17 protein-coding genes are annotated in these 18013 nt (G+C 74.4%); 13 read left to right on the plus strand and 4 right to left on the minus strand.

Features of this window, described 5'->3' with window-relative positions; genetic code table 11:
* Positions 1-34: 34 nt before the first annotated feature.
* Positions 35-1333 (plus strand): MFS transporter, encoded by a 1299-nt coding sequence (locus AB0B63_RS23855; protein WP_357022337.1) that lies wholly within the window; start codon positions 35-37, stop codon positions 1331-1333.
* An 87-nt stretch (positions 1334-1420) separates the two neighbouring features.
* Here the strand turns inward: AB0B63_RS23855 and AB0B63_RS23860 are convergent, their stop codons facing one another.
* The gene (locus AB0B63_RS23860) at positions 1421-2143 is read right to left on the minus strand and encodes an RICIN domain-containing protein (RefSeq protein ID WP_208569654.1); all 723 of its coding nucleotides are present in this window, start codon (positions 2141-2143) and stop codon (positions 1421-1423) included.
* Between the two features lie 58 nt (positions 2144-2201).
* On the minus strand, positions 2202-2486 hold the full coding sequence (locus tag AB0B63_RS23865) for a DUF427 domain-containing protein (protein ID WP_357022341.1): 285 nt from the start codon (positions 2484-2486) through the stop codon (positions 2202-2204).
* A gap of 184 nt (positions 2487-2670) precedes the next feature.
* Here AB0B63_RS23865 and AB0B63_RS23870 point away from each other — a divergent pair, with 184 nt between their 5' ends.
* From AB0B63_RS23870 to AB0B63_RS23890, 5 genes are all read left to right on the plus strand, one after another.
* The gene (locus AB0B63_RS23870; RefSeq protein ID WP_357022344.1) at positions 2671-4053 is read left to right on the plus strand and encodes an FAD-binding oxidoreductase; all 1383 of its coding nucleotides are present in this window, start codon (positions 2671-2673) and stop codon (positions 4051-4053) included.
* A complete protein-coding gene (locus AB0B63_RS23875) occupies positions 4050-5387 on the plus strand; it encodes a cyclopropane-fatty-acyl-phospholipid synthase family protein (protein WP_357022348.1) in 1338 nt (445 codons plus the stop codon). The genes AB0B63_RS23870 and AB0B63_RS23875 overlap by 4 nt, the downstream gene beginning before the upstream one ends.
* Positions 5388-5510: 123 nt before the next feature.
* The gene (locus AB0B63_RS23880; protein WP_208569650.1) at positions 5511-6071 is read left to right on the plus strand and encodes a helix-turn-helix domain-containing protein; all 561 of its coding nucleotides are present in this window, start codon (positions 5511-5513) and stop codon (positions 6069-6071) included.
* On the plus strand, positions 6064-6927 hold the full coding sequence (locus AB0B63_RS23885) for an SRPBCC family protein (protein ID WP_357022352.1): 864 nt from the start codon (positions 6064-6066) through the stop codon (positions 6925-6927). The genes AB0B63_RS23880 and AB0B63_RS23885 overlap by 8 nt, the downstream gene beginning before the upstream one ends.
* Before the next feature lie 593 nt (positions 6928-7520).
* Positions 7521-8246: a trypsin-like peptidase domain-containing protein gene (locus AB0B63_RS23890; protein ID WP_307799700.1), complete on the plus strand. Its 726-nt coding sequence runs from the start codon at positions 7521-7523 to the stop codon at positions 8244-8246.
* A 95-nt stretch (positions 8247-8341) separates the two neighbouring features.
* Here the strand turns inward: AB0B63_RS23890 and AB0B63_RS23895 are convergent, their stop codons facing one another.
* The gene (locus AB0B63_RS23895; protein ID WP_357022355.1) at positions 8342-9637 is read right to left on the minus strand and encodes a sigma-70 family RNA polymerase sigma factor; all 1296 of its coding nucleotides are present in this window, start codon (positions 9635-9637) and stop codon (positions 8342-8344) included.
* Positions 9638-9732: 95 nt separating this feature from the next.
* The gene (locus tag AB0B63_RS23900; protein WP_357022358.1) at positions 9733-10062 is read right to left on the minus strand and encodes a YciI family protein; all 330 of its coding nucleotides are present in this window, start codon (positions 10060-10062) and stop codon (positions 9733-9735) included.
* A gap of 124 nt (positions 10063-10186) precedes the next feature.
* Between AB0B63_RS23900 and AB0B63_RS23905 the strand changes: the two genes are divergently transcribed.
* From AB0B63_RS23905 to AB0B63_RS23935, 7 genes are all read left to right on the plus strand, one after another.
* Complete coding sequence (locus AB0B63_RS23905) at positions 10187-10420, plus strand: zinc-ribbon domain-containing protein (protein ID WP_091251437.1); 234 nt, start codon at positions 10187-10189, stop codon at positions 10418-10420.
* Positions 10421-10667: 247 nt separating this feature from the next.
* A complete protein-coding gene (locus AB0B63_RS23910) occupies positions 10668-11756 on the plus strand; it encodes a hypothetical protein (protein WP_357022361.1) in 1089 nt (362 codons plus the stop codon).
* A complete protein-coding gene (locus AB0B63_RS23915; RefSeq protein WP_357022364.1) occupies positions 11753-13249 on the plus strand; it encodes a hypothetical protein in 1497 nt (498 codons plus the stop codon). The genes AB0B63_RS23910 and AB0B63_RS23915 overlap by 4 nt, the downstream gene beginning before the upstream one ends.
* 116 nt (positions 13250-13365) lie before the next feature.
* A complete protein-coding gene (locus AB0B63_RS23920; protein WP_357022367.1) occupies positions 13366-15630 on the plus strand; it encodes an EAL domain-containing protein in 2265 nt (754 codons plus the stop codon).
* Between the two features lie 243 nt (positions 15631-15873).
* Positions 15874-16632, plus strand: coding sequence for a MerR family transcriptional regulator (locus AB0B63_RS23925; RefSeq protein WP_357022370.1), 759 nt, complete (start codon positions 15874-15876; stop codon positions 16630-16632).
* Between the two features lie 62 nt (positions 16633-16694).
* Entirely contained in the window at positions 16695-16979 is a 285-nt protein-coding gene (locus AB0B63_RS23930; RefSeq protein WP_357022373.1) for an antibiotic biosynthesis monooxygenase family protein, read from the plus strand.
* A gap of 259 nt (positions 16980-17238) precedes the next feature.
* Positions 17239-18013: hypothetical protein (locus tag AB0B63_RS23935; protein WP_357022376.1), on the plus strand; the 775-nt coding region annotated here is incomplete at its 3' end.

Consider the following 18013-nt stretch of genomic DNA (forward strand, 5'->3'; position numbering starts at 1 on the left):
GTCGCCGGTCTGGTCGGGCCCCGAGACTCGGAGCGTGACCCGAGCCCGTCGTCTCCACCCGGCCTGGACCGTGGCCGCCGTCGCCTTCGTCGCGCTGGTCGGCGCGGCCGGCTTCCGCGCCACCCCGTCGGTGCTGCTGCACCCGCTGCACGCCGAGTTCCGCTGGCCGTTGGCCACCATCTCCGCCGCCGTCTCGGTCAACCTGCTGCTCTACGGCCTGACCGCGCCGTTCGCCGCCGCGCTGATGGAACGGTTCGGCATCCGCCGGGTGGTGACCTGCGCGCTGGCACTGGTGGCGCTCGGCAGCGGCCTGACCGTCTTCATGACGGCGAGCTGGCAGCTGATCCTCTGCTGGGGTGTCCTGGTCGGGCTGGGCACCGGGTCGATGGCGCTGGCGTTCGTCGCCACCGTCACCGGACGCTGGTTCGTCGCCCGGCGGGGGCTGGTGACCGGGGTGCTCACCGCCGGTGGGGCCGCCGGTCAACTGGTCTTCCTGCCGCTGCTCGCGGTGCTGGTCCGCGACCACGGCTGGCGGACGGCGGCACTGGTGGTGGCCGGGGCCGCCCTGGCGGTCGTACCACTGGTGGTGTGGTGGTTGCGGGAACACCCGGCGGACCTCGGCCTGCCCGCCTACGGCGCGACCGAGGTGACGCCCCGGCCGCCGGCAGCCGGTGGGGCCGCCGCGCGGGCCGTCGGCGCGTTCACCGCCGCCGCCCGGACCCGCCCGTTCTGGCTGCTCGCCGGCGGCTTCGCGATCTGTGGCGCGACCACCAACGGTCTGGTCGGCACCCACTTCGTGCCGGCCGCACACGACCACGGGATGCCGCAGACCACGGCGGCGGGCCTGCTCGCCCTGGTCGGGCTCTTCGACATCGTCGGCGTCGTGGCCTCGGGGTGGCTCACCGACCGGGTGGACAGCCGGCTGCTGCTGGCCGGCTACTACGCGCTGCGCGGTCTGTCGCTGTTGCTGCTGCCCAGCCTGTTCACCGGCGGTACCGGGCCGAGCATGCTGGTCTTCGTCGTCTTCTACGGCCTCGACTGGGTGGCGACCGTGCCGCCGACGGTGGCCCTGTGCCGGGAGTACTTCGGCGCCTCGGCGGCGGTGGTCTTCGGCTGGGTCTTCGCCGCGCACCAGTTCGGGGCGGCGGTCGCGGCGACCGGCGCCGGTCTGGTCCGCGACCGGCTCGGTGACTACGCGCTGGCCTGGTATGTGGCGGGGGCGCTCTCGGTCGGCGCCGCGGTGCTGTCGCTGCTGCTGCGCCGACGTCGGTCGCTGCCACCACCGCTCCTGGTGCCGGCCCGCCCCGCCGGGGCGTGGAGCTACCGAGGCTGACCGACGCCGGTCGGGCCTGCCGCCGGTCCGCCGGCCGGACAGCGGGGTCGAGGTCGGTCCGGGCTACGGCCACCCCCGCCGCACCCGTCAGCCGAGTGCCCACTGTTGGCCGGCCGACGCGGTGCAGGTGGCCTGCACCAGGTCGTCGCCGGCCGCGGTGCCGTCATTCCTGACCTGCACGCACTTGCCTGACTGGACGCCGACCAGCAGGACCGGGCCGGTGCCGACCGGGGTCAGCCGCCACTGCTGGTTGGCCTGCCCGTGGCAGCCGAACTGCTGGATCCTGGCTCCGTCGTCACCGCTGCCGCCCTCGACGTCAAGGCACTGGCCGTGCCCGGCGTTGGTGAGCGTCACCAGGTCCGGTGCGACCGGGTTGGCGACCCACCGCTGCTCCGCGCCACCGGTGCAGGGCGCCAACTCGGCGGTGGCCGTCTCACCCGCGCCGTCGGTGCCGACACAGAGACCGGAGGTGACCGCCCGCAGCACGGTCGGCCCGCTGAACGTGGCCGGGGTGGTGGGTGGCGGGGTGGGCGAGGGCGGCGGGGTGGTCGCCGGTGGTGCGCTGGTCTCCGGGGCCGCCGTGGCCGGCGCGGCGGGGGTCGGCGCGGCGGCGGCCGGCACCACCGGCTGGGTCCGCCCGTCGCCGCCGCCCAGCACGCCGGTGGCGAAGAAGACCCCCAGTAGTACGCCGGCCAGCCCGGCGGCCAGCGCGAACCGCATCAGCGGATCACGGGGCAGCCCGGGGCGGGCGGCCCGCCGGGCGCCGTACACGGTGCCGGACGGGTCGCGGTGCGGATCGGGGACGGCCATGCAGGCATGGTGACCCACCGGGCGGGCCGACGGCCAGTCGGCCCGCTCCCGAGAGGGATCAGTCGACGACCCGGACGTCCTTCCAGAACGCCACCCGGTCGCGGATCTGCTCCGCCTCGGGCTTCGGGTCGGGGTAGTACCAGACCGCGTCGGGGCTGGTCCGGTCACCGTCGGTGAGGGAGTAGTAGGAGGCGGTGCCCTTCCACGGGCAGACCGTCCGGGTCGTCGACTCGGTGATCAGGTCGTCGCGCAGGGTGCTGCGGGGGAAGTAGTGGTTGCCCTCCACCAGGACGGTGTCGTCGCTCTCGGCCACGACCTGGTCGTTCCACACGGCTTTCGGCATGCCACCACGCTACGCCCCACCCCGGTCGATGCTCCCGCACCCCTCGCCGCCGGCGGTTCCGGCCGGTGCCCGGGTGCCGGCCGCCGGGCCCCGCCCCGCACCCGCCTCCCGGAGGGCTCGGCTGATCCGAAACGGCCAGCGGTGGGGTCCCCCCAGAACGGCGCTTCGCGCGTAAAGTGATCTCATGCGCGCGCAGCGTGATCATGAACTGGCGGTGGACGCGTTGCGGCGGTCGTACGCCGCCGTGCCTGCGGGGCAACCCGTTCGACTGGCCAAACGCACCTCCAACCTGTTCCGGCCCCGGTCGGCCACCGGCGTGCCCGGCCTCGACGTCAGCGGGCTGGACGGCGTGCTGTCGGTCGACCCGGTCACCCGCACCGCCGAGGTGCAGGGCATGTGCACCTACGAGGACCTGGTCGACGCGACCCTCCCGCACGGGCTGATGCCGCTGGTCGTGCCCCAGTTGCGCACGATCACCCTGGGCGGCGCGGTGACCGGGCTGGGCATCGAGTCCACGTCGTTCCGCAACGGGCTCCCACACGAGTCGGTCGTCGAGCTGGACGTCCTCACCGGTGCCGGCGAGGTCGTCACCGCCCGGCCGGACGGCCCGCAGGCCGACCTGTTCGCCGCGTTCCCCAACTCGCTGGGCAGCCTGGGGTACGCCACCCGGCTGCGCATCGAACTCCAGCCGGTGGGGCGGGCGGTGGCCCTGCGCAACATCCGGTTCACCCGGCTGGAGGAGCTGACCGACGCGGTCGCCGAGGTGACCGCCAAGGGGGAGTGGGAGGGGCGGCCGGTCGACGCGATGGACGGCGTGATGTTCAGCCCCGGCGAGTCCTACCTGGTGCTCGGCTCCTTCACCGACGAGCCCGAACGACTCAGCGACTACACCGACCAGGACATCTACTACCGGTCGCTGCGTCGCCGGGTGCGGGACACCCTGGGCACCTACGACTACCTGTGGCGGTGGGACACCGACTGGTTCTGGTGCTCGGCCGCGTTCGGCGCGCAGCATCCGGTGGTGCGTCGGCTCTGGCCGGCCCGCTGGCGGCGCAGCGACGTCTACCACCGGCTGGTCCGGCTGGAACACCGGCACCAGGTGGCCGCCCGGGTGGACCGGTGGCGGGGCCGGCCGGCCCGGGAACGGGTCGTGCAGGACGTCGAGATCCCGCTCGACGGCACGGCCGACTTCCTACGCTGGTTCGACCGGAACGTCGGGATGACCCCGGTGTGGCTGTGCCCGTTGCGGCTGCGCGAGCCCGCCGGTCCCGGTTCGGCCCGGGCGTGGCCGCTCTACCCGCTGCGCCCCGGCGTGACCTACCTCAACATCGGCTTCTGGGGCACCGTCGAGGTCGTGGACGGTGCCGCCGACGGCGACGTGAACCGCTCCATCGAGCGGGCGGTGTCGGAATTCGGTGGACACAAGTCGCTCTATTCCGACGCGTACTACGACCGGGCGGCCTTCGACCAGCTCTACGGCGGGGAGACCTGGCGTGTGGTGAAGGACCGCTACGACCCGGACCATCGGCTCACCGGACTCTACGAGAAGGCGGTTGCCCGAAAATGAGCCTGACCGACCGAGAACAGGGGGCGGCGAGCGCCCCGGCCAGCCCGCCGGCGGGAAGTCGGCCCGGCCCGACCGTCGCCGACGTCGTCCGCGCGGTCACCACCCATGACCTGCCGGTCCGCGTCACCGGCTACGACGGCAGCGCGATCGGCCCGACCGACGCCGGGATCACCCTCGACATCCGCTCCGAACGGGGCCTGTCCTACCTGCTCACCGCCCCGGGCGACCTGGGCATGGCGCGGGCCTACGTCAGCGGCGACCTCGGGCTGGGCGGGGTGCACCCCGGCGACCCGTACGAGGCCCTGCGGGTGCTCCTGGACCTGCGGCTGCGGGTGCCCTCGGTGGCCGAGGGGTTGGCCCTGGTGCGTGGCCTCGGCTGGGAACGGCTGCGGCCCCCACCGGCGCCACCCCAGGAGGCACTGCCCCGCTGGCGGCGGGTGATGGGTGGGCTGCGGCACTCCCGGGGCCGCGACAGCACCGCCATCTCGCACCACTACGACGTGTCGAACGCCTTCTACGAGAAGGTGCTCGGCGACTCGATGACGTACACCTGCGCGGTGTACCGCAGCCCGACCGACACCCTGGAGCAGGCCCAGGCGGCCAAGTACGAACTGGTCGCCGGCAAGCTGGCACTCCAGCCGGGGATGCGCCTGCTCGACGTGGGCTGCGGCTGGGGCGGCATGGTCCGGCACGCCGCCCGCGAGTACGGCGTCAAGGCGATCGGGGTGACCCTGTCCCGGGCGCAGGCCCAGTGGGCGCAGGAGGCCATCGCGCGGGAGGGGCTGACCGGCCTGGCCGAGGTGCGCCACCTCGACTACCGCGACGCGCCCCGGGAGCAGTTCGACGCGATCTCCTCGATCGGGCTGACCGAACACATCGGGGTGCGCAACTATCCGGCCTACTTCCGGGCCCTGCGGGACCGGCTGCGACCCGGTGGCCGGTTGCTCAACCACTGCATCACCCGGGCCGACAACCGGGCCCCGCACCGCTCCGGCGCGTTCATCGACCGGTACGTCTTCCCCGACGGCGAGCTGGCCGGGCCGGGCCGCCTGGTCGGCGAGGTGCACGACGCCGGCTTCGAGGTGCACCACGAGGAGAACCTGCGGCAGCACTACGCGCTGACCCTGGCCGCCTGGTGCCGCAACCTCGTGGCGAACTGGGATTCCTGCGTCGCCGAGGTGGGCCTGGGCACCGCCCGGGTCTGGGGCCTCTACATGGCGGGGTCGCGGCTGGCCTTCGAGCGTAACGGCATCCAACTGCACCAGGTGCTGGCGACCCGTAACGCCCCGCACGGCGTGAACGGCTACCCGCTGCGCCCGAACTGGACGCCCTGACCAGACCGCGCGGCACGCCCCGACCGCACGCGCCGACGCCCTGACGAAAGCCGCGCCACCTCGGCGCGGCTTTCGTCGGTCCGATTGACAAGGAGAATTTTTACGTACAGGATTGTTTTTGAGATGAGAGACGTCCTGTACCTGGAGCAGATCGAGCAGGCCGAGACCCTGCTCAAGCCGCAGCGCGTGGACGTGCTGCGGCAGTTGGCCGAGCCCCGCACCTGCACCGAGGTGGCGGCCCGGCTGGAGCAGACCCCGCAACGGGTCTATTACCACGTCAAGCAGCTCGCCACGGCCGGCCTGGTCGAGCAGGTGGCCAGCCGGAAGGTGCGCGGTATCAGCGAGGGCATCTGGCAGGCCGTCGCCCGGTCGTACTGGCTCTCGCCCCGGCTGGTCGGCCGGATCGGCGGCGTCCGCCGGGCCTCCGACGAGCTGAGCCTGGGCCACCTGCTCGACCTGATGGAGGAGGTGCAGGCCGACGTCGCCGCGCTCGACCGGAGCGTGCCGGAGTTGCCCTCGATCGGGGTGTCCGGCGAGATCCGGGTGCCGGCCGAGCGCCGACAGGAGTTTCTGCACGACCTGCAGTCGACATTGCAGGACCTGTTCACCCGCTACGGCGGCGTCGAGGGGGACGCCTTCAAACTCGCCGTGGCCTGTTACCCCAAGGGGGAAGAGCATGGCTGAACCACTCACGCTGGGCGTCCGGCTCGCCGCGCCGGTGGAGGCCGTCTGGCGGGCGCTCACCGACCCGGCCGAGCTGCGCGTCTGGCTGACCGAGCTCGCCGAGGTCGAGCTGCCCGGCCGGTACGAGTTCTGGGGTCGGCACACGCCCGAGGGCGACGCGCCCCACCAGCGGCTGCGGCACGCCGACCCGTACACGCTGCGCTTCGACTGGCTGCTCGACGGGGTCGAGACGACCAGCGAGCTGCGCCTGACGGCGCAGGGGCCGGACACCACGTCGCTGACCCTCAGCCAGAGCCACTTCGACTTCGCCGAGGCGATGGACGGCAGCAGCATCCGTGGCGTCCTGCAGACCTGGTGGTCGCTGTCGATCGCCAACCTCGCCGCGCACCTGGAGGGCCGCCCGCTGCTGCCGAGGACCGACTTCACCTCCACCGACCTGCGCGGTGAGCTGACCATCGCCGCGCCGATCGACCGGGTCTGGACCTCGCTGACCGACTCCGCGCAGGCCAGCGCCTGGTTCGGCTACCCGATCGGCATCGAGCCCTGGGTCGGCGGCCGGTACGCCATGGGCGGCTTCGACAGCGGATATGCCGCGAAGGTGATCGACCTGGAGCCCGGCCGGAAGATGTCGGTGGACTGGGGGCCGGTCGGCGTCACCACCTGGGAGCTGGCCGAGTCCGGCGGAAAGACGCGGCTCACCTTCGTGCAGAGCGGCTTCGACGAGGGCAACCCGCCGTACGCGGCGTGGAGCGGGTCGGTGGCCGGCCTGTCCGAGCTGCGCCGCTTCCACGAGATGGCCGACTGGCAGCCGATCTGGGTGGCCGAGGAGATCCACACCGGTGCCCCCGGCACCTGAACCACCACCACCCCGCACCTGCGCCCGGGCCGGTCTTCGAGGTTCGGGCGCAGGTGCGGGGTGGGCGCGGCCGTTTCTGGCCTGTCCCTGGCCGGAGTGGCCCGGCCCGGACCGCCAGGCGGTGGCGTCATGCAGGCGACTCCTGTAGAGCTGATGACGTTGCCGATTCACGGGTGGCAGGGCAGGACACACCGGGTCCCGCCCACCATGCACGGCGGACGCACAGGCACGCCACAAGGGGGCCTCAGCGCGGCGCGGCACGGTGGCTCCATCGCCGTACCGAGGAGGGCCCATGCCGCACCCCGACAACCACCGCCACCGGTCCGACAGCCACTGGCCCGACCGTCTTCGGCCCGGCCGGTCGATCCTCGTCGAGGGGCGGTGACCTGGTGTCCGACACCATGCTGCGCCCGGTATCGGTAACCGGCGACCCGACCCCACCGGCTGGCCCGACCCCACCGGCTGGCCCGACCCCACCGGCTGGCCCGGTATCCGAGCCGCCACCGCCGTCCCTACCCGCACCGCCGCCGTTCTCGCCACCGCAATCGTCGCCGTCCTCGCCGTCGCTGTCGCCGTCGCGGTGGCGTCGACGGGTGGTGGCCGGCGGCGCGGCGATGGCGCTGATGCTCGCGGGCGGCGGCACCGGCGCGCTGGTCGTGGACCGGTTCACCGCCCCGGCTTCGTCCGTCACTCGCACGACGGCCGCCGCCCCGGTCTCCGCCGCCACCATCGACTCCCTCGCCACGGTGGTCGCCGTCGTGTCGCCCAGCATCGTCACCGTCGAGGTGACCGGGGCCCGGGAGTCCAGCCTCGGATCCGGCGTCATTCTCGACACCGACGGACTCGTCCTCACCAACCAGCACGTGGTGGACTCCGGCGGCCAGGTCGACGTGACCCTCTCCGACGGCCGTACCGCCCCGGCGACCGTGGTCGCGCAGGACGCCACGGCGGACTTGGCGCTGCTGCGGGCGACCGGGTTGTCCGGGCTCACCCCGGCGACGCTGGGCAGCGACTCGACCCTGACCGTCGGGGACACCGTGCTGGCGTTCGGCAGCCCGCTCGGGCTGGCCGGGACGGTCACCTCCGGAATCGTGTCGGCCCTCCACCGGTCGGTGGACGACCTGTCCGGACTGGTACAGACCGATGCGGCGATCAACCACGGCAACTCCGGCGGCGCGCTTGTCGACACCGCCGGGCGGGTGGTGGGCATCAACGTCGCGATCGCCACCACCGGAGAGGACGAGGGCAGCGTCGGCCTCGGCTTCGCGATCCCGGTGGACACCGTCCGCCAGGTCGTCGCCCGACTGACCGCGAGCTGACCCGCCCCGCTTCCCGGTCAGCGAGACAGGGCCAGACCAGTGGGGGCAGGGTCGGACCGGCAGGGCGGGGCCGGGCCGGCCGAGGCGGGGGCGGTTCAGCGGGGCGGGGTCAGCCCGTCCGCGCGGCGCAGCAGGGCCCGGCGTTCGGCGGCCGAGCCCACCAGGTCGGCGGCGGCCCGGAACAGGAGGGCCGCCCGGACCGGGTCGCCACTGCGGGCGGTCAGCTCCGCCTCCACCGCCAGCGCCGGCGGGTGGCCGTCCAATGCCCCGTCGGCGCGGGCCTCGGCGAGCAGGGCCAGCCCGGCCGCGGGGCCGTACGCGTAGCCGTGGGCCACCGCACGGTTCAACCCGATCACCGGGGTGGGCCGCAGCCGCGACAGTTCGTCGTACCAGTGGGCGATGGCCGGCCAGTCGGTACGGCCGGCGTCCGGCGCGGTGGCATGGCAGGCGGCGATCCGGGCCTGGAGCAGATACGGGCCGGGCCGGTCGGTGCAGGCCGCGCCCGAGGGGCTGGCGGCCCTGGCCGAGGCTGACGGGCTGTCGGCGGGGACCGTGGTCGACGGGCTGTCGGCCTGGGCCGGTGCCGACCGGCGCTCGGCGCGGGCCAGGGCGGTCAGGGCCTCGGCGATGGCGGCGTGGTCCCAGCGGGAGCGGTCCTGCTCGGCGAGGGTGAGCAGGTCACCGGCGGCGTCGCGGCGGGCAGCCCGGCGGGAGTGCTGGAAGAGCAGCAGCGCACACAGGGCGGCGACCTCCGGCTCGGCCGGCATCAGCTCGTCGAGCAGCCGCGCCAACCGGACCGCCTCGTCGGCGAAGGCGGGCTCGCCGTCCGCGTCGTACCCCCGGGTGAAGAGCAGGTAGAGCACGGCCAGGACGCCCGGCAGCCGCTCGGCCAGCGCGGACCCGGTCGGCACCCGGTAGGGGACGCCTGCGGCGGTGATCCTGGCCTTGGCCCGGGTGATCCGCCGGGTCATGGTGGACTCGCCGACCAGGAAGGCCCGCGCGATGTCGGCGGTCGGCACCCCGGCCACGGTACGCAGCGTCAGCGCCACCCGGGCCTCCAGCGTCAGCGCCGGATGGCAGCAGGTGAACACGAGCCGCAACCGGTCGTCCACCACGTCCTCCGGATCGTCCGGGGTGGGGTGCTGGTCGGTGAGCACCGCCAGCTCGCGTAGTTTGCGGCGTTCCACGGTGGCCCGCCGAAGCACGTCCGTCGCCCGGTTCCGGGCCACCGTCATCAGCCAGCCGCCCGGATTGCCCGGCACGCCGTCGCGGGGCCAGCGCTGCACGGCGGCCACCAGCGCCTCCTGGGCGCAGTCCTCGGCGAGCGTCCAGTCCCCGGTCACCCGGATCAGCGCGGCCACGATCCGCGGGTACGCCTCGGCGCCCGCCACCGCGACCGCGCCGACCGGGTCCCCGGCGACCGGGCCCGCCGGCCCACCCCCGTGGTGCGGGCCCGGCGGTCCGCACGGGTCGACGGCCGTGGCCCTCAGAGGTCGACCAGGGGACGCAGTTCGAGCCGCCCCTCGTAGGCCATCGGGTGGCGACGGGCCACCTCCACCGCCTCGTCGAGATCGGTGCACTCCAGCAGGTCGAAGCCCACGATCACCTCCCTGGTCTCGGCGAACGGCCCGTCGGTGAGCAGCAGCTCACCGTCGCGTACCCGGACGGTGGTGGCCGCCGACACGTCCGCCAGCCGGCTACCCAGCACGCGCTGCCCGCTGCCGTCTCGCTCGGCGACCCATGCCTCGATGTCGGGGGCGGCCTCCGGGTCGGTGTCCGGCGCGGTGTCGGTGCAGACCAGCATCAGGTACTTCATCGGGACGCTCCTCGGTGTCGTTGTCGTCACCGGCGTGACGTTCGGGAGGCACGGTTCCGGACAGCGGTGGGCAGGATTTTTCCGCCGGTGGTTCCCGGGGTGTCGGGCGGGGTAATGCCGGGCGATGTTCTTCATCTTCGGACTCCGCACCAAGGTCACCCGGTCGGGGGTGATGACCGCCGTCTGCCGGCACTGCGGCAACCAGGCCGCGCAGGTGATCAGCCGCCGGTCGACGAAGTTCACCCTGTTCTTCGTCCCGCTGATCCCGATCCGGACGAAATACGTGCAGCAGTGCTCGTTCTGTGGCGTCGAGTACGCCGTCGACGCCGACGAGGCCCGCCGCCTCCCGGTCGGCTGACCGTGGCCCGTTTCCTCTGCTGGCTGGTCGGCCGCCCACCGGGCCCGCCGACCGTGCCGGTGCCCGCCGCCTCCCGCCCACCCTGCACCCCCGGTCGTCGCCCGTCGCGCCGCCGCCACCGGCCGGCCGCCGGTGCCCGTTCGCCCCGTTCGCCCTGGAACCGGTCCGCCGGCCGCTGACCCGCCCGCGCCACCCCGCACCGTCGGCTGTCGGCCGGGGTCGGTCGGGGCCGCTATCGTGGCCTGTCGTGACGAGCACCGCACGACGCCTGGCCGCGATCCGGGGCGACGCGCCCCCGAAACGCCACAACGCCCGGACGATCGCCGCGCTCACCGGCAACCCCGGCTGCGCCCGGCGGGCCGTGCTGGACGGGGCCGGGGTGGACAAGTCGGCGCTCGCGCAGCGGGTCGGCTTCCCCGCCCGGTTCGGCCAGTCCCGGTTCGCCATCACCCGGGGCAACGCGTTCGAGGCGCAGGTCAAGGCGGACGGCGGGGCGGAGCTGCTACGGCTGGTCGCGACGCGGTTGGGCGTACCGGTGCCGCAGCGGGCGAGCTGGACGGACCTGGGTGGCGCGGACGACCTGCCGGACCGGCGGGAACGGTCCCGGGCCGCGTTGACCGCCACCGGGCCGGACGCGGCGCTGTTCGACCATCCGCTGCTCGGCCTGGACGTCGCCGGTCAGCGGGTGCACCTGGAGCCGGACCTGGTCGCCGCCCGGCTCGGTGGCCGGTTCCACGTCGTGGAGATCAAGTCGTTCCCGGTGATCGACGGCCAGGCCGACCCGGCGAAGGTGTCCGCCGCCGCCGTCCAGTCGGCCGTCTACGTGCTGGCGCTGCGGGAGCTGCTCGCCGCCGAGGGGCGGGACCCGGAGTCGGTGTCACACGAGGTGGTGCTGGTCTGCCCACGTGACTTCGCCAACCAACCGGTGGCCAGCCTGATCGACGTGCGTAAGCAACTGCTGGTGCTGCGTCGCCAACTGGACCGGATGGCCCGGCTGGACGACCTGCTCACCGCCGTACCGGCCGGCTTCACCGCCGATCCGGCCGCCGATCCGGCGATGCTGACCGCCGCGCTGCGTACCGTGCCGGCCCGTTACGCGCCGGACTGCCTGGCCGGCTGCGAGCTGGCGTACTTCTGCCGGGACGAGGCGCGCGGGCAGACCGGCGCGCTGGGTCGGCCGGTGCGGGAGGCGCTCGGCGGGATCGCCGAGGTGACCGAGGTACTGGCCCTGGCGACCGGCGAGCGGGCCGCCGACCCGGAGCGGGAGGAGGCCGCCGCGCTGCTGCGGGCCGCCGCCCGGTTGCGCGCCGACGCCCTCGCCGGCCACCACGCATGAGTACGCTGCGCGCGCTGGCCCGGGCGCAGGCCGTCGCCGCCGGGGTGGCCCAGCCGGTCGCCACGGTCCGGCACCTGCACCTGGCGCAGCGCCCACTGGTGCTGGTGCCGCTGGCGATGGCCGGTGAGGCGCACGCCCCGCTCGCCGCGTTGGTCGGCACCGCCCCCGACGACGCCCGGTTGCTGATCGTGCCGCAGCCCCGCAACCGGGACCAGCGGTTCCGTTTCGTCACCGAGCTGGCCGGGATCGTGCTGCCCTGGCTGGACGACTTCCGGGGCGTGGCGGAGGCGGTGGCCGTGGACCGGGGACGTGACGTCCGCTACCGCTACTCCGACGCCCCGCAGCTGTGGGTGCCGAACCCGGCCGGGATCACCTTCCTGCGGCTGCTCGGCCGGTCCACCCGGTTCCGCCGGCCGGACGGCGACTATCCGGTGCACCCGGCGGTGCCGCTGCTCGGCCGCTGGCTGACCTTCTTCGCCGAACGGGCCGAGCAGCCCGGCTCGTCGGCGCTGCTGGCGATGACCGACGCGCTCACCCTGCACTGGGCGACCGGGCAGAGCGCGGTGGAGGACCTGCACCTGCCGGCGCTGCTCGGCTGGATCGACCCGCCGGCCGGCTGGACCGGTGCGGCAGCCGCCGCCCGGGCGGAGGACCCGGGGGTGTGCCCGCCGGCCGGGCCGGCCACCGACCCGGAGTTCGACAACGCGGCGCTCGCCCCGGCGATGGTCGCCTGGGCGGCGGCCGACGACGACCCGGCCGCGCGCGACGAGGCGTACGCGGAGCTGGTGGGGTTGCTGCGCGGGCAGCTCGCGCCCACCTGGGAGCTGATGTGGCGTGGCCTGGGGTTGCTCGGCGCGCTGCCACCGGGGGCCCGGGTGGCCGGGCGGTGGGCCGGTGACCGGGACGCCTTCACCTCGTATGCCGAGCATCTCGACGCCGACGGCGGGCCGCAGCCCCGACACGACGGCGCGGTCGCGGCGGCGGTCCGGCTGCACCGGCTGGAACGCGCCGCGACCAGCTACGCCGTGCAGCGCGCCTACGACGACCCGTTGGTGATGGCCGAGCACCGGCTGACCGGGGAGGCGTTCGTCGGTGACGTGACGCTGGCCGACCCGGCGCGGGTGGACGACAGCGGCAAACGACCGGTGCTGCGGCCGAGGATCCAGGTGGTGACCACCGAAGCGGTCCGGGTGCCGGTCGGGGCGACCCTGTGGTCGACGGCGCGGCCGGGGCAGAAGGCGAAGGTGGTCTTCGTGACCCCGGCGGCGGACGGCCGGACCGAGGTGGTGCTGGAGTTGTCGGGCGGGATGGGCCGGGGGCTGACCGCGCCGCCGGGCACCGTGCCGCAGGTGGGGGAGCGGCTCTGCCTGACCACCCTGTCGGAGGCGTTCCTGCCGGCCGGCGCGTTTCCGACGGCGGACGAGACACCGTGGACGCACGGCGGGCCACCGCTCACCGACCCCTCGTCCGGGCTGTCCCCAGTGGTCGGATAACCGACCCGGTGAGTGTGGCGGCTACCCGCCCGGCTGGCTAGGCTTCGATGGTTCGCCGTCCGTGGCCCGTCCGCACGGTCGAGGTGCGCGTTGGAGAGAGAGCCGGAGCGATCACCGTGCTACCCCAGGACGCCGTCTCCGGCGCCCCGACCCGACCGCTGGCCCTTCCCCGGGTGGGTGCGATCGTCGCCGCGGTGGTCGTCGTGCTGGAGCTGGGCTGGCTGCTCGCCGCGCTGCCCGGGGCGGCCCTGGCCAGCGACGTGACCGCCACGGCACTGGCGAGCTGGGCAAGTTACGCCTGCACCCGGACGATGCGTCGGCACCCCGCCCCGCTGCGCCGGTTCTGGGCGCTGCTCGCCCTCACCATGGGCCTGGCGGCCGCCGGTCGGCTGCTGTGGACGGTGGACCGGCTGCGTGCCGACGAGTTGCCGCACACCCCGCTGATCGGGGCGGTCTTCACCGCCGGCATCGTCACCGGCACGGCCGCGTTGCTGGCCGCGCTGACCGCACCACGCAGTGTGGTCGGCCGGGCCCGCACCGTGCTGGACGGGGTGATCGTCGGACTGGCCCTGATCCCGATCGGCTGGGTGGTGGTGTTCCGCGACATCGCCGCCGCCGACCTCGACGATCCGCTGCGGACCCTCGGCCTGCTCTACCCGATGATCGACCTGATGCAGTTGACCATCCTGGTGGCGGTCGCCGGCTCGGCCCGACCGGTGTGGCCGCCGTTGACCCTGATCGGGGCGAGCCTGGTCACCCGGGCCGGCGCGGACGCCGTCTACGTCTCGCTGGTCGCGCACGGCACCTACGCCCCGGGGCACCCGATCGACGTCTGCTGGCCGCTGAGCTACCTGCTGATCGGCATCGCCACCACCCGACCACCGCCGCCGACCTGCGACGGCGCCGAGGAGATCGGCGAGTCCCCGCTCCCGTCGTGGTGGCGGGTGGCGCTGCCCTACCTGCCGGTCGGCGGGGCGATCATCGCGGTGGTGCTGGCCCGCCGACCCACCGGGCAGACCCCGCCCCTGGTCTTCGTCGGCATGATGACGCTGCTCGGGGTGCTCGCCCTGCGGCAGGGGCTGGCGGCCAACGAGAACCTGCGGCTGGTGGCCCGGCTGCGTCGGCTCGCCTACGCCGACCAGCTCACCGGCCTGCCCAACCGGCTGATGTTCAACCGGCGGCTGCGCCAGGCCCTGCGCGAGGGGCCGCCGGTGGCCGTCCTGCTCCTCGACCTGGACGGCTTCAAGCAGGTCAACGACCGGTTCGGGCACGCCACCGGCGACACCCTGCTGTCCAGCATCGCGGTCCGGATGCGGGCGGCCGTCGGTGGCGACGGAACCATCGCCCGGCTCGGTGGCGACGAGTTCGCCGTGCTGGTCGCCGGTGACCGCCCGGTCGCCCCGGAACGGCTCGCCGAACGGCTCCTCGCCGCCCTGGAGCCGTCCGTCGGCGAGGAGGACGTCGGGGTGCACCCGTCGGCCAGCATCGGCATCGCCGAGTTCGGCCCGCAGCACGCCTCCCACACCGACCTGCTGCGCGACGCCGACATCGCCATGTACGCGGCGAAGGCCGCCGGGAAGTCCGCGTACCGCACCTGCACGCCCGCGCTGCGGGAGTCGGCGGTCAGCCGGGCCGAGCTGATCGCCGACCTGCGACGCGCCGTCGACGAGCGGCAACTGCACCTGGAGTACCAGCCGATCGTCGACCTGGCCACCGGCGTGGTCCGCAGCGCGGAGGCGCTGGTCCGCTGGCGGCACCCCCGGCTCGGCCTGCTCGCCCCGGCGGCGTTCCTGCCGCTGGCGGAGGAGACCGGGTTGATCGTGCCGATCGACCGGTGGGTGATCCACGAGGCGTGCCGGGCCGCCGCGACCTGGCGGGCCCTGGTGCCCGAGGCGACCGTGGCGGTCAACATCGCCGCCGCGCACCTGCGCCGCCCCGACCTGATCGCCACCGTCACCGCGGCCACCGCCACCGCCGGCCTGGCGCCCCGCGCGCTCACCCTGGAGCTGACCGAGTCGGCGCTGATCGACGGCAGCGAGGCGGTGCTGGAGCGGCTCGCCCAGCTCCGGGAGTTGGGCATCCGGATCGCCATCGACGACTTCGGCACCGGTTACTCGTCGCTGAGCTACCTGCACCGCATCCCCGCCACCGACCTCAAGATCGACCGGTCGTTCGTGGCCCGGCTGGACACCGACGCGCGGGCGTACGCCACGGTCGAGATGGTCACCCGGTTGGCCGGGGCCTTCGACATGGAGGTGGTGGCCGAGGGGGTGGAGACCGAGGGGCAGCACGCGGCGGTCACGGCGATCGGCTGTGTCCACGGCCAGGGCTACCGGTACGGCCGCCCGGGCCGGTTGGCCGCCCTGCACACCCCACGCTGACCCACCCGGCCTTCCGCCCTCCCCGGCCCGCCCCTTCCGGAGCGCCCGTTGCAGCGCGATGCTTCCGGCCCGCCCTTTCCGCCTGCCCTTTCCGGCCCGGCGCTTCCGGCCTGCCCGTTCCGGCCCGGCGCTTTGTGGTGCGGTGCGGTGGCGCGGACCCACGGGTCGGGGACGCGGCGCAGAATCGGGCTTGACCCTCACGTCGCGGCAGGCCGGAACCTTGGTGTCGGAAAGGAGGAGACCATGGCGTACACGGTGGGTCAGGTGGCGAAGGCGGCCCGGGTGACGGTCCGGACGCTGCATCATTACGACGAGATCGGGTTGCTCTCGCCGAGCGGCCGGACGGCGGCCGGCTACCGCCGCTACGACGACGCGGACCTGGAGCGGTTGCAGCACGTCCGCTTCTACCGGGAGCTGGGGTTTCCGCTGGAGGAGATCGCGGCGATCCTCGACGACCCGACCGCCGACCCGGCGGCGCACCTGCGCCGGCAGCACGACCTGCTGACCGGGCGGATCGGGAAACTCCAGGAGATGGTCGCGGCGATCGAGATCGCGATGGAGGCGAGACGGATGGAACTCAAACTGACCCCGGAGGAACGGTTCGAGGTCTTCGGTGACGTCGACCCGGAGGAGCACGCCGAGGAGGCCCGGGAGCGCTGGGGCGACACCGAGGCGTACCGGGTGTCGACCCAGCGGGCGGCGAACTACTCGAAGGAGGACTGGCTGCGCCTCAAGGCGGCGCAGGAGGAGTGGGGCGGGCGGATCGTGGCGGCGCTGACCGCCGGGACGCCTGCCGACTCGGCGGAGGCGATGGCGCTGGCCGAGGAACACCGGCAGCTCATCGTCGGATGGTTCTACGACTGCTCGTACGAGGTGCACACCGGGCTGGCCGACATGTACCTGGCCGATCCCCGGTTCACCGCCTACTACGAGGCGATCGTGCCGGGGCTGACGGAGTACCTGGCGGAGGCGATCCACGCCAACGCGATCAGCCGGGCCTGAACGGTGCCGCCTGCGGTGGGCGAGGATGGGGGTTCGTCCCGCCCACCCACCGGAGGTCGTCCGTGTTCATCGTCGCCGGAAGTCTCTACGTCGATCCCGCCGAGCGGGACACCTACCTGGCCTCCTGCGTGGAGGTGGTCCGGCAGGCCCGCTCGGCGCCCGGCTGCGTCGACTTCGCCATCGGCGCCGACCTGGTCGAGCCGGGCCGGATCAACGTCTACGAACGCTGGGAGTCCGACGACGAGCTGCTGGCGTTCCGGGGGTCCGGCCCGGAGCAGGAGCAGGTCGCGACGATCCGTGGCGCGGAGGTGCACCGCTACCGCATCTCCGCCGTCGAGGCCCCCTGACCGGCCCCGGCCTGTCGTTTCTGCCGGGGCACACCCGGTTCCGGTGGCCCCCGGTGCCCCGGCGGTGGTCGCGGCGTCCAGTCGCCGGACCGGTCGGAGGGCCCGGGTGTACGCGGGTCGGACCCGTCGTCGCCCGGGCCGGACCGGTGCGGTCGGGGGTGGCCGGTCGGCGGCCGGGTGCCGGGCTAGGCTGGCGCGACCGCTCTGTCACCAGCGTCGATCGGCTCGGCCGGCGGGCGCGTCACCCGGGGAGACCGCCGTGAAGCACCCGAAGTTGGCCGTCGCCATGGCCGCCCTCGTCGCGCTGGTGACAGCGGCTGGCTGCACCTCGGACGACGGCGGCGCGGGACCGGCACCGACCGCCGGGTCGGCCACGACCGGACCGGCCCCGACCGAGCCGGCCGCCGTACTGGCCACCGCCGCGCAGCGGGTCGACCAGCAGTCCTACCGGCTGACCCTGGGCGACGGCGCGGGCGGCGGGGACACCACCACCCTGGTCTGGGACCCGAAGGGCCGGCGTGGACTGGAGACGACGACGCTGGCCGTGGCGAACGGCAAGGTGGTCATCGAACGGCTCGCCACCGGCACCGACGTCTACGTGAAGGTGACCGCCCCGGACCGGCGGGTGCCGGTCTGGGACGGGCGTACCTGGTGGCACCTGGGCACCGCCGAGGCCGCTGCCGCGAAGCGGACCGGGCTGGACAACACCCGGCTGGCCAGCACCCTCGGCACGGCCACCGGGGTACGCGCCACCGGCGAACGGGCCTACGCCGGCACGCTGGACCTGCGGCGCAGCACCGAGGTGCTCGGCGACGGGGTGGGTGGGGTGCTCGGCGAGCGGGCCGCCACGGTGCCGTTCACCGCGACGGTGGACGCGCAGGGGCGGCTGGTCCGCTACCGGATCGAGCTGGCCGGCGAGCCGGGCAAGACCTCGGCGCTCGACCTGACGTACGCGGACTTCGGCCTGCCCGTGTCGGCGGAGAAGCCGGCGGCGGGCCTGATCGGCGAGGACCCGCCCAGCAACATCCCCGGCG

The sequence above is a fragment of the Micromonospora sp. NPDC049081 genome (assembly GCF_040648835.1).
GTDB lineage: Bacteria > Actinomycetota > Actinomycetes > Mycobacteriales > Micromonosporaceae > Micromonospora > Micromonospora antibiotica.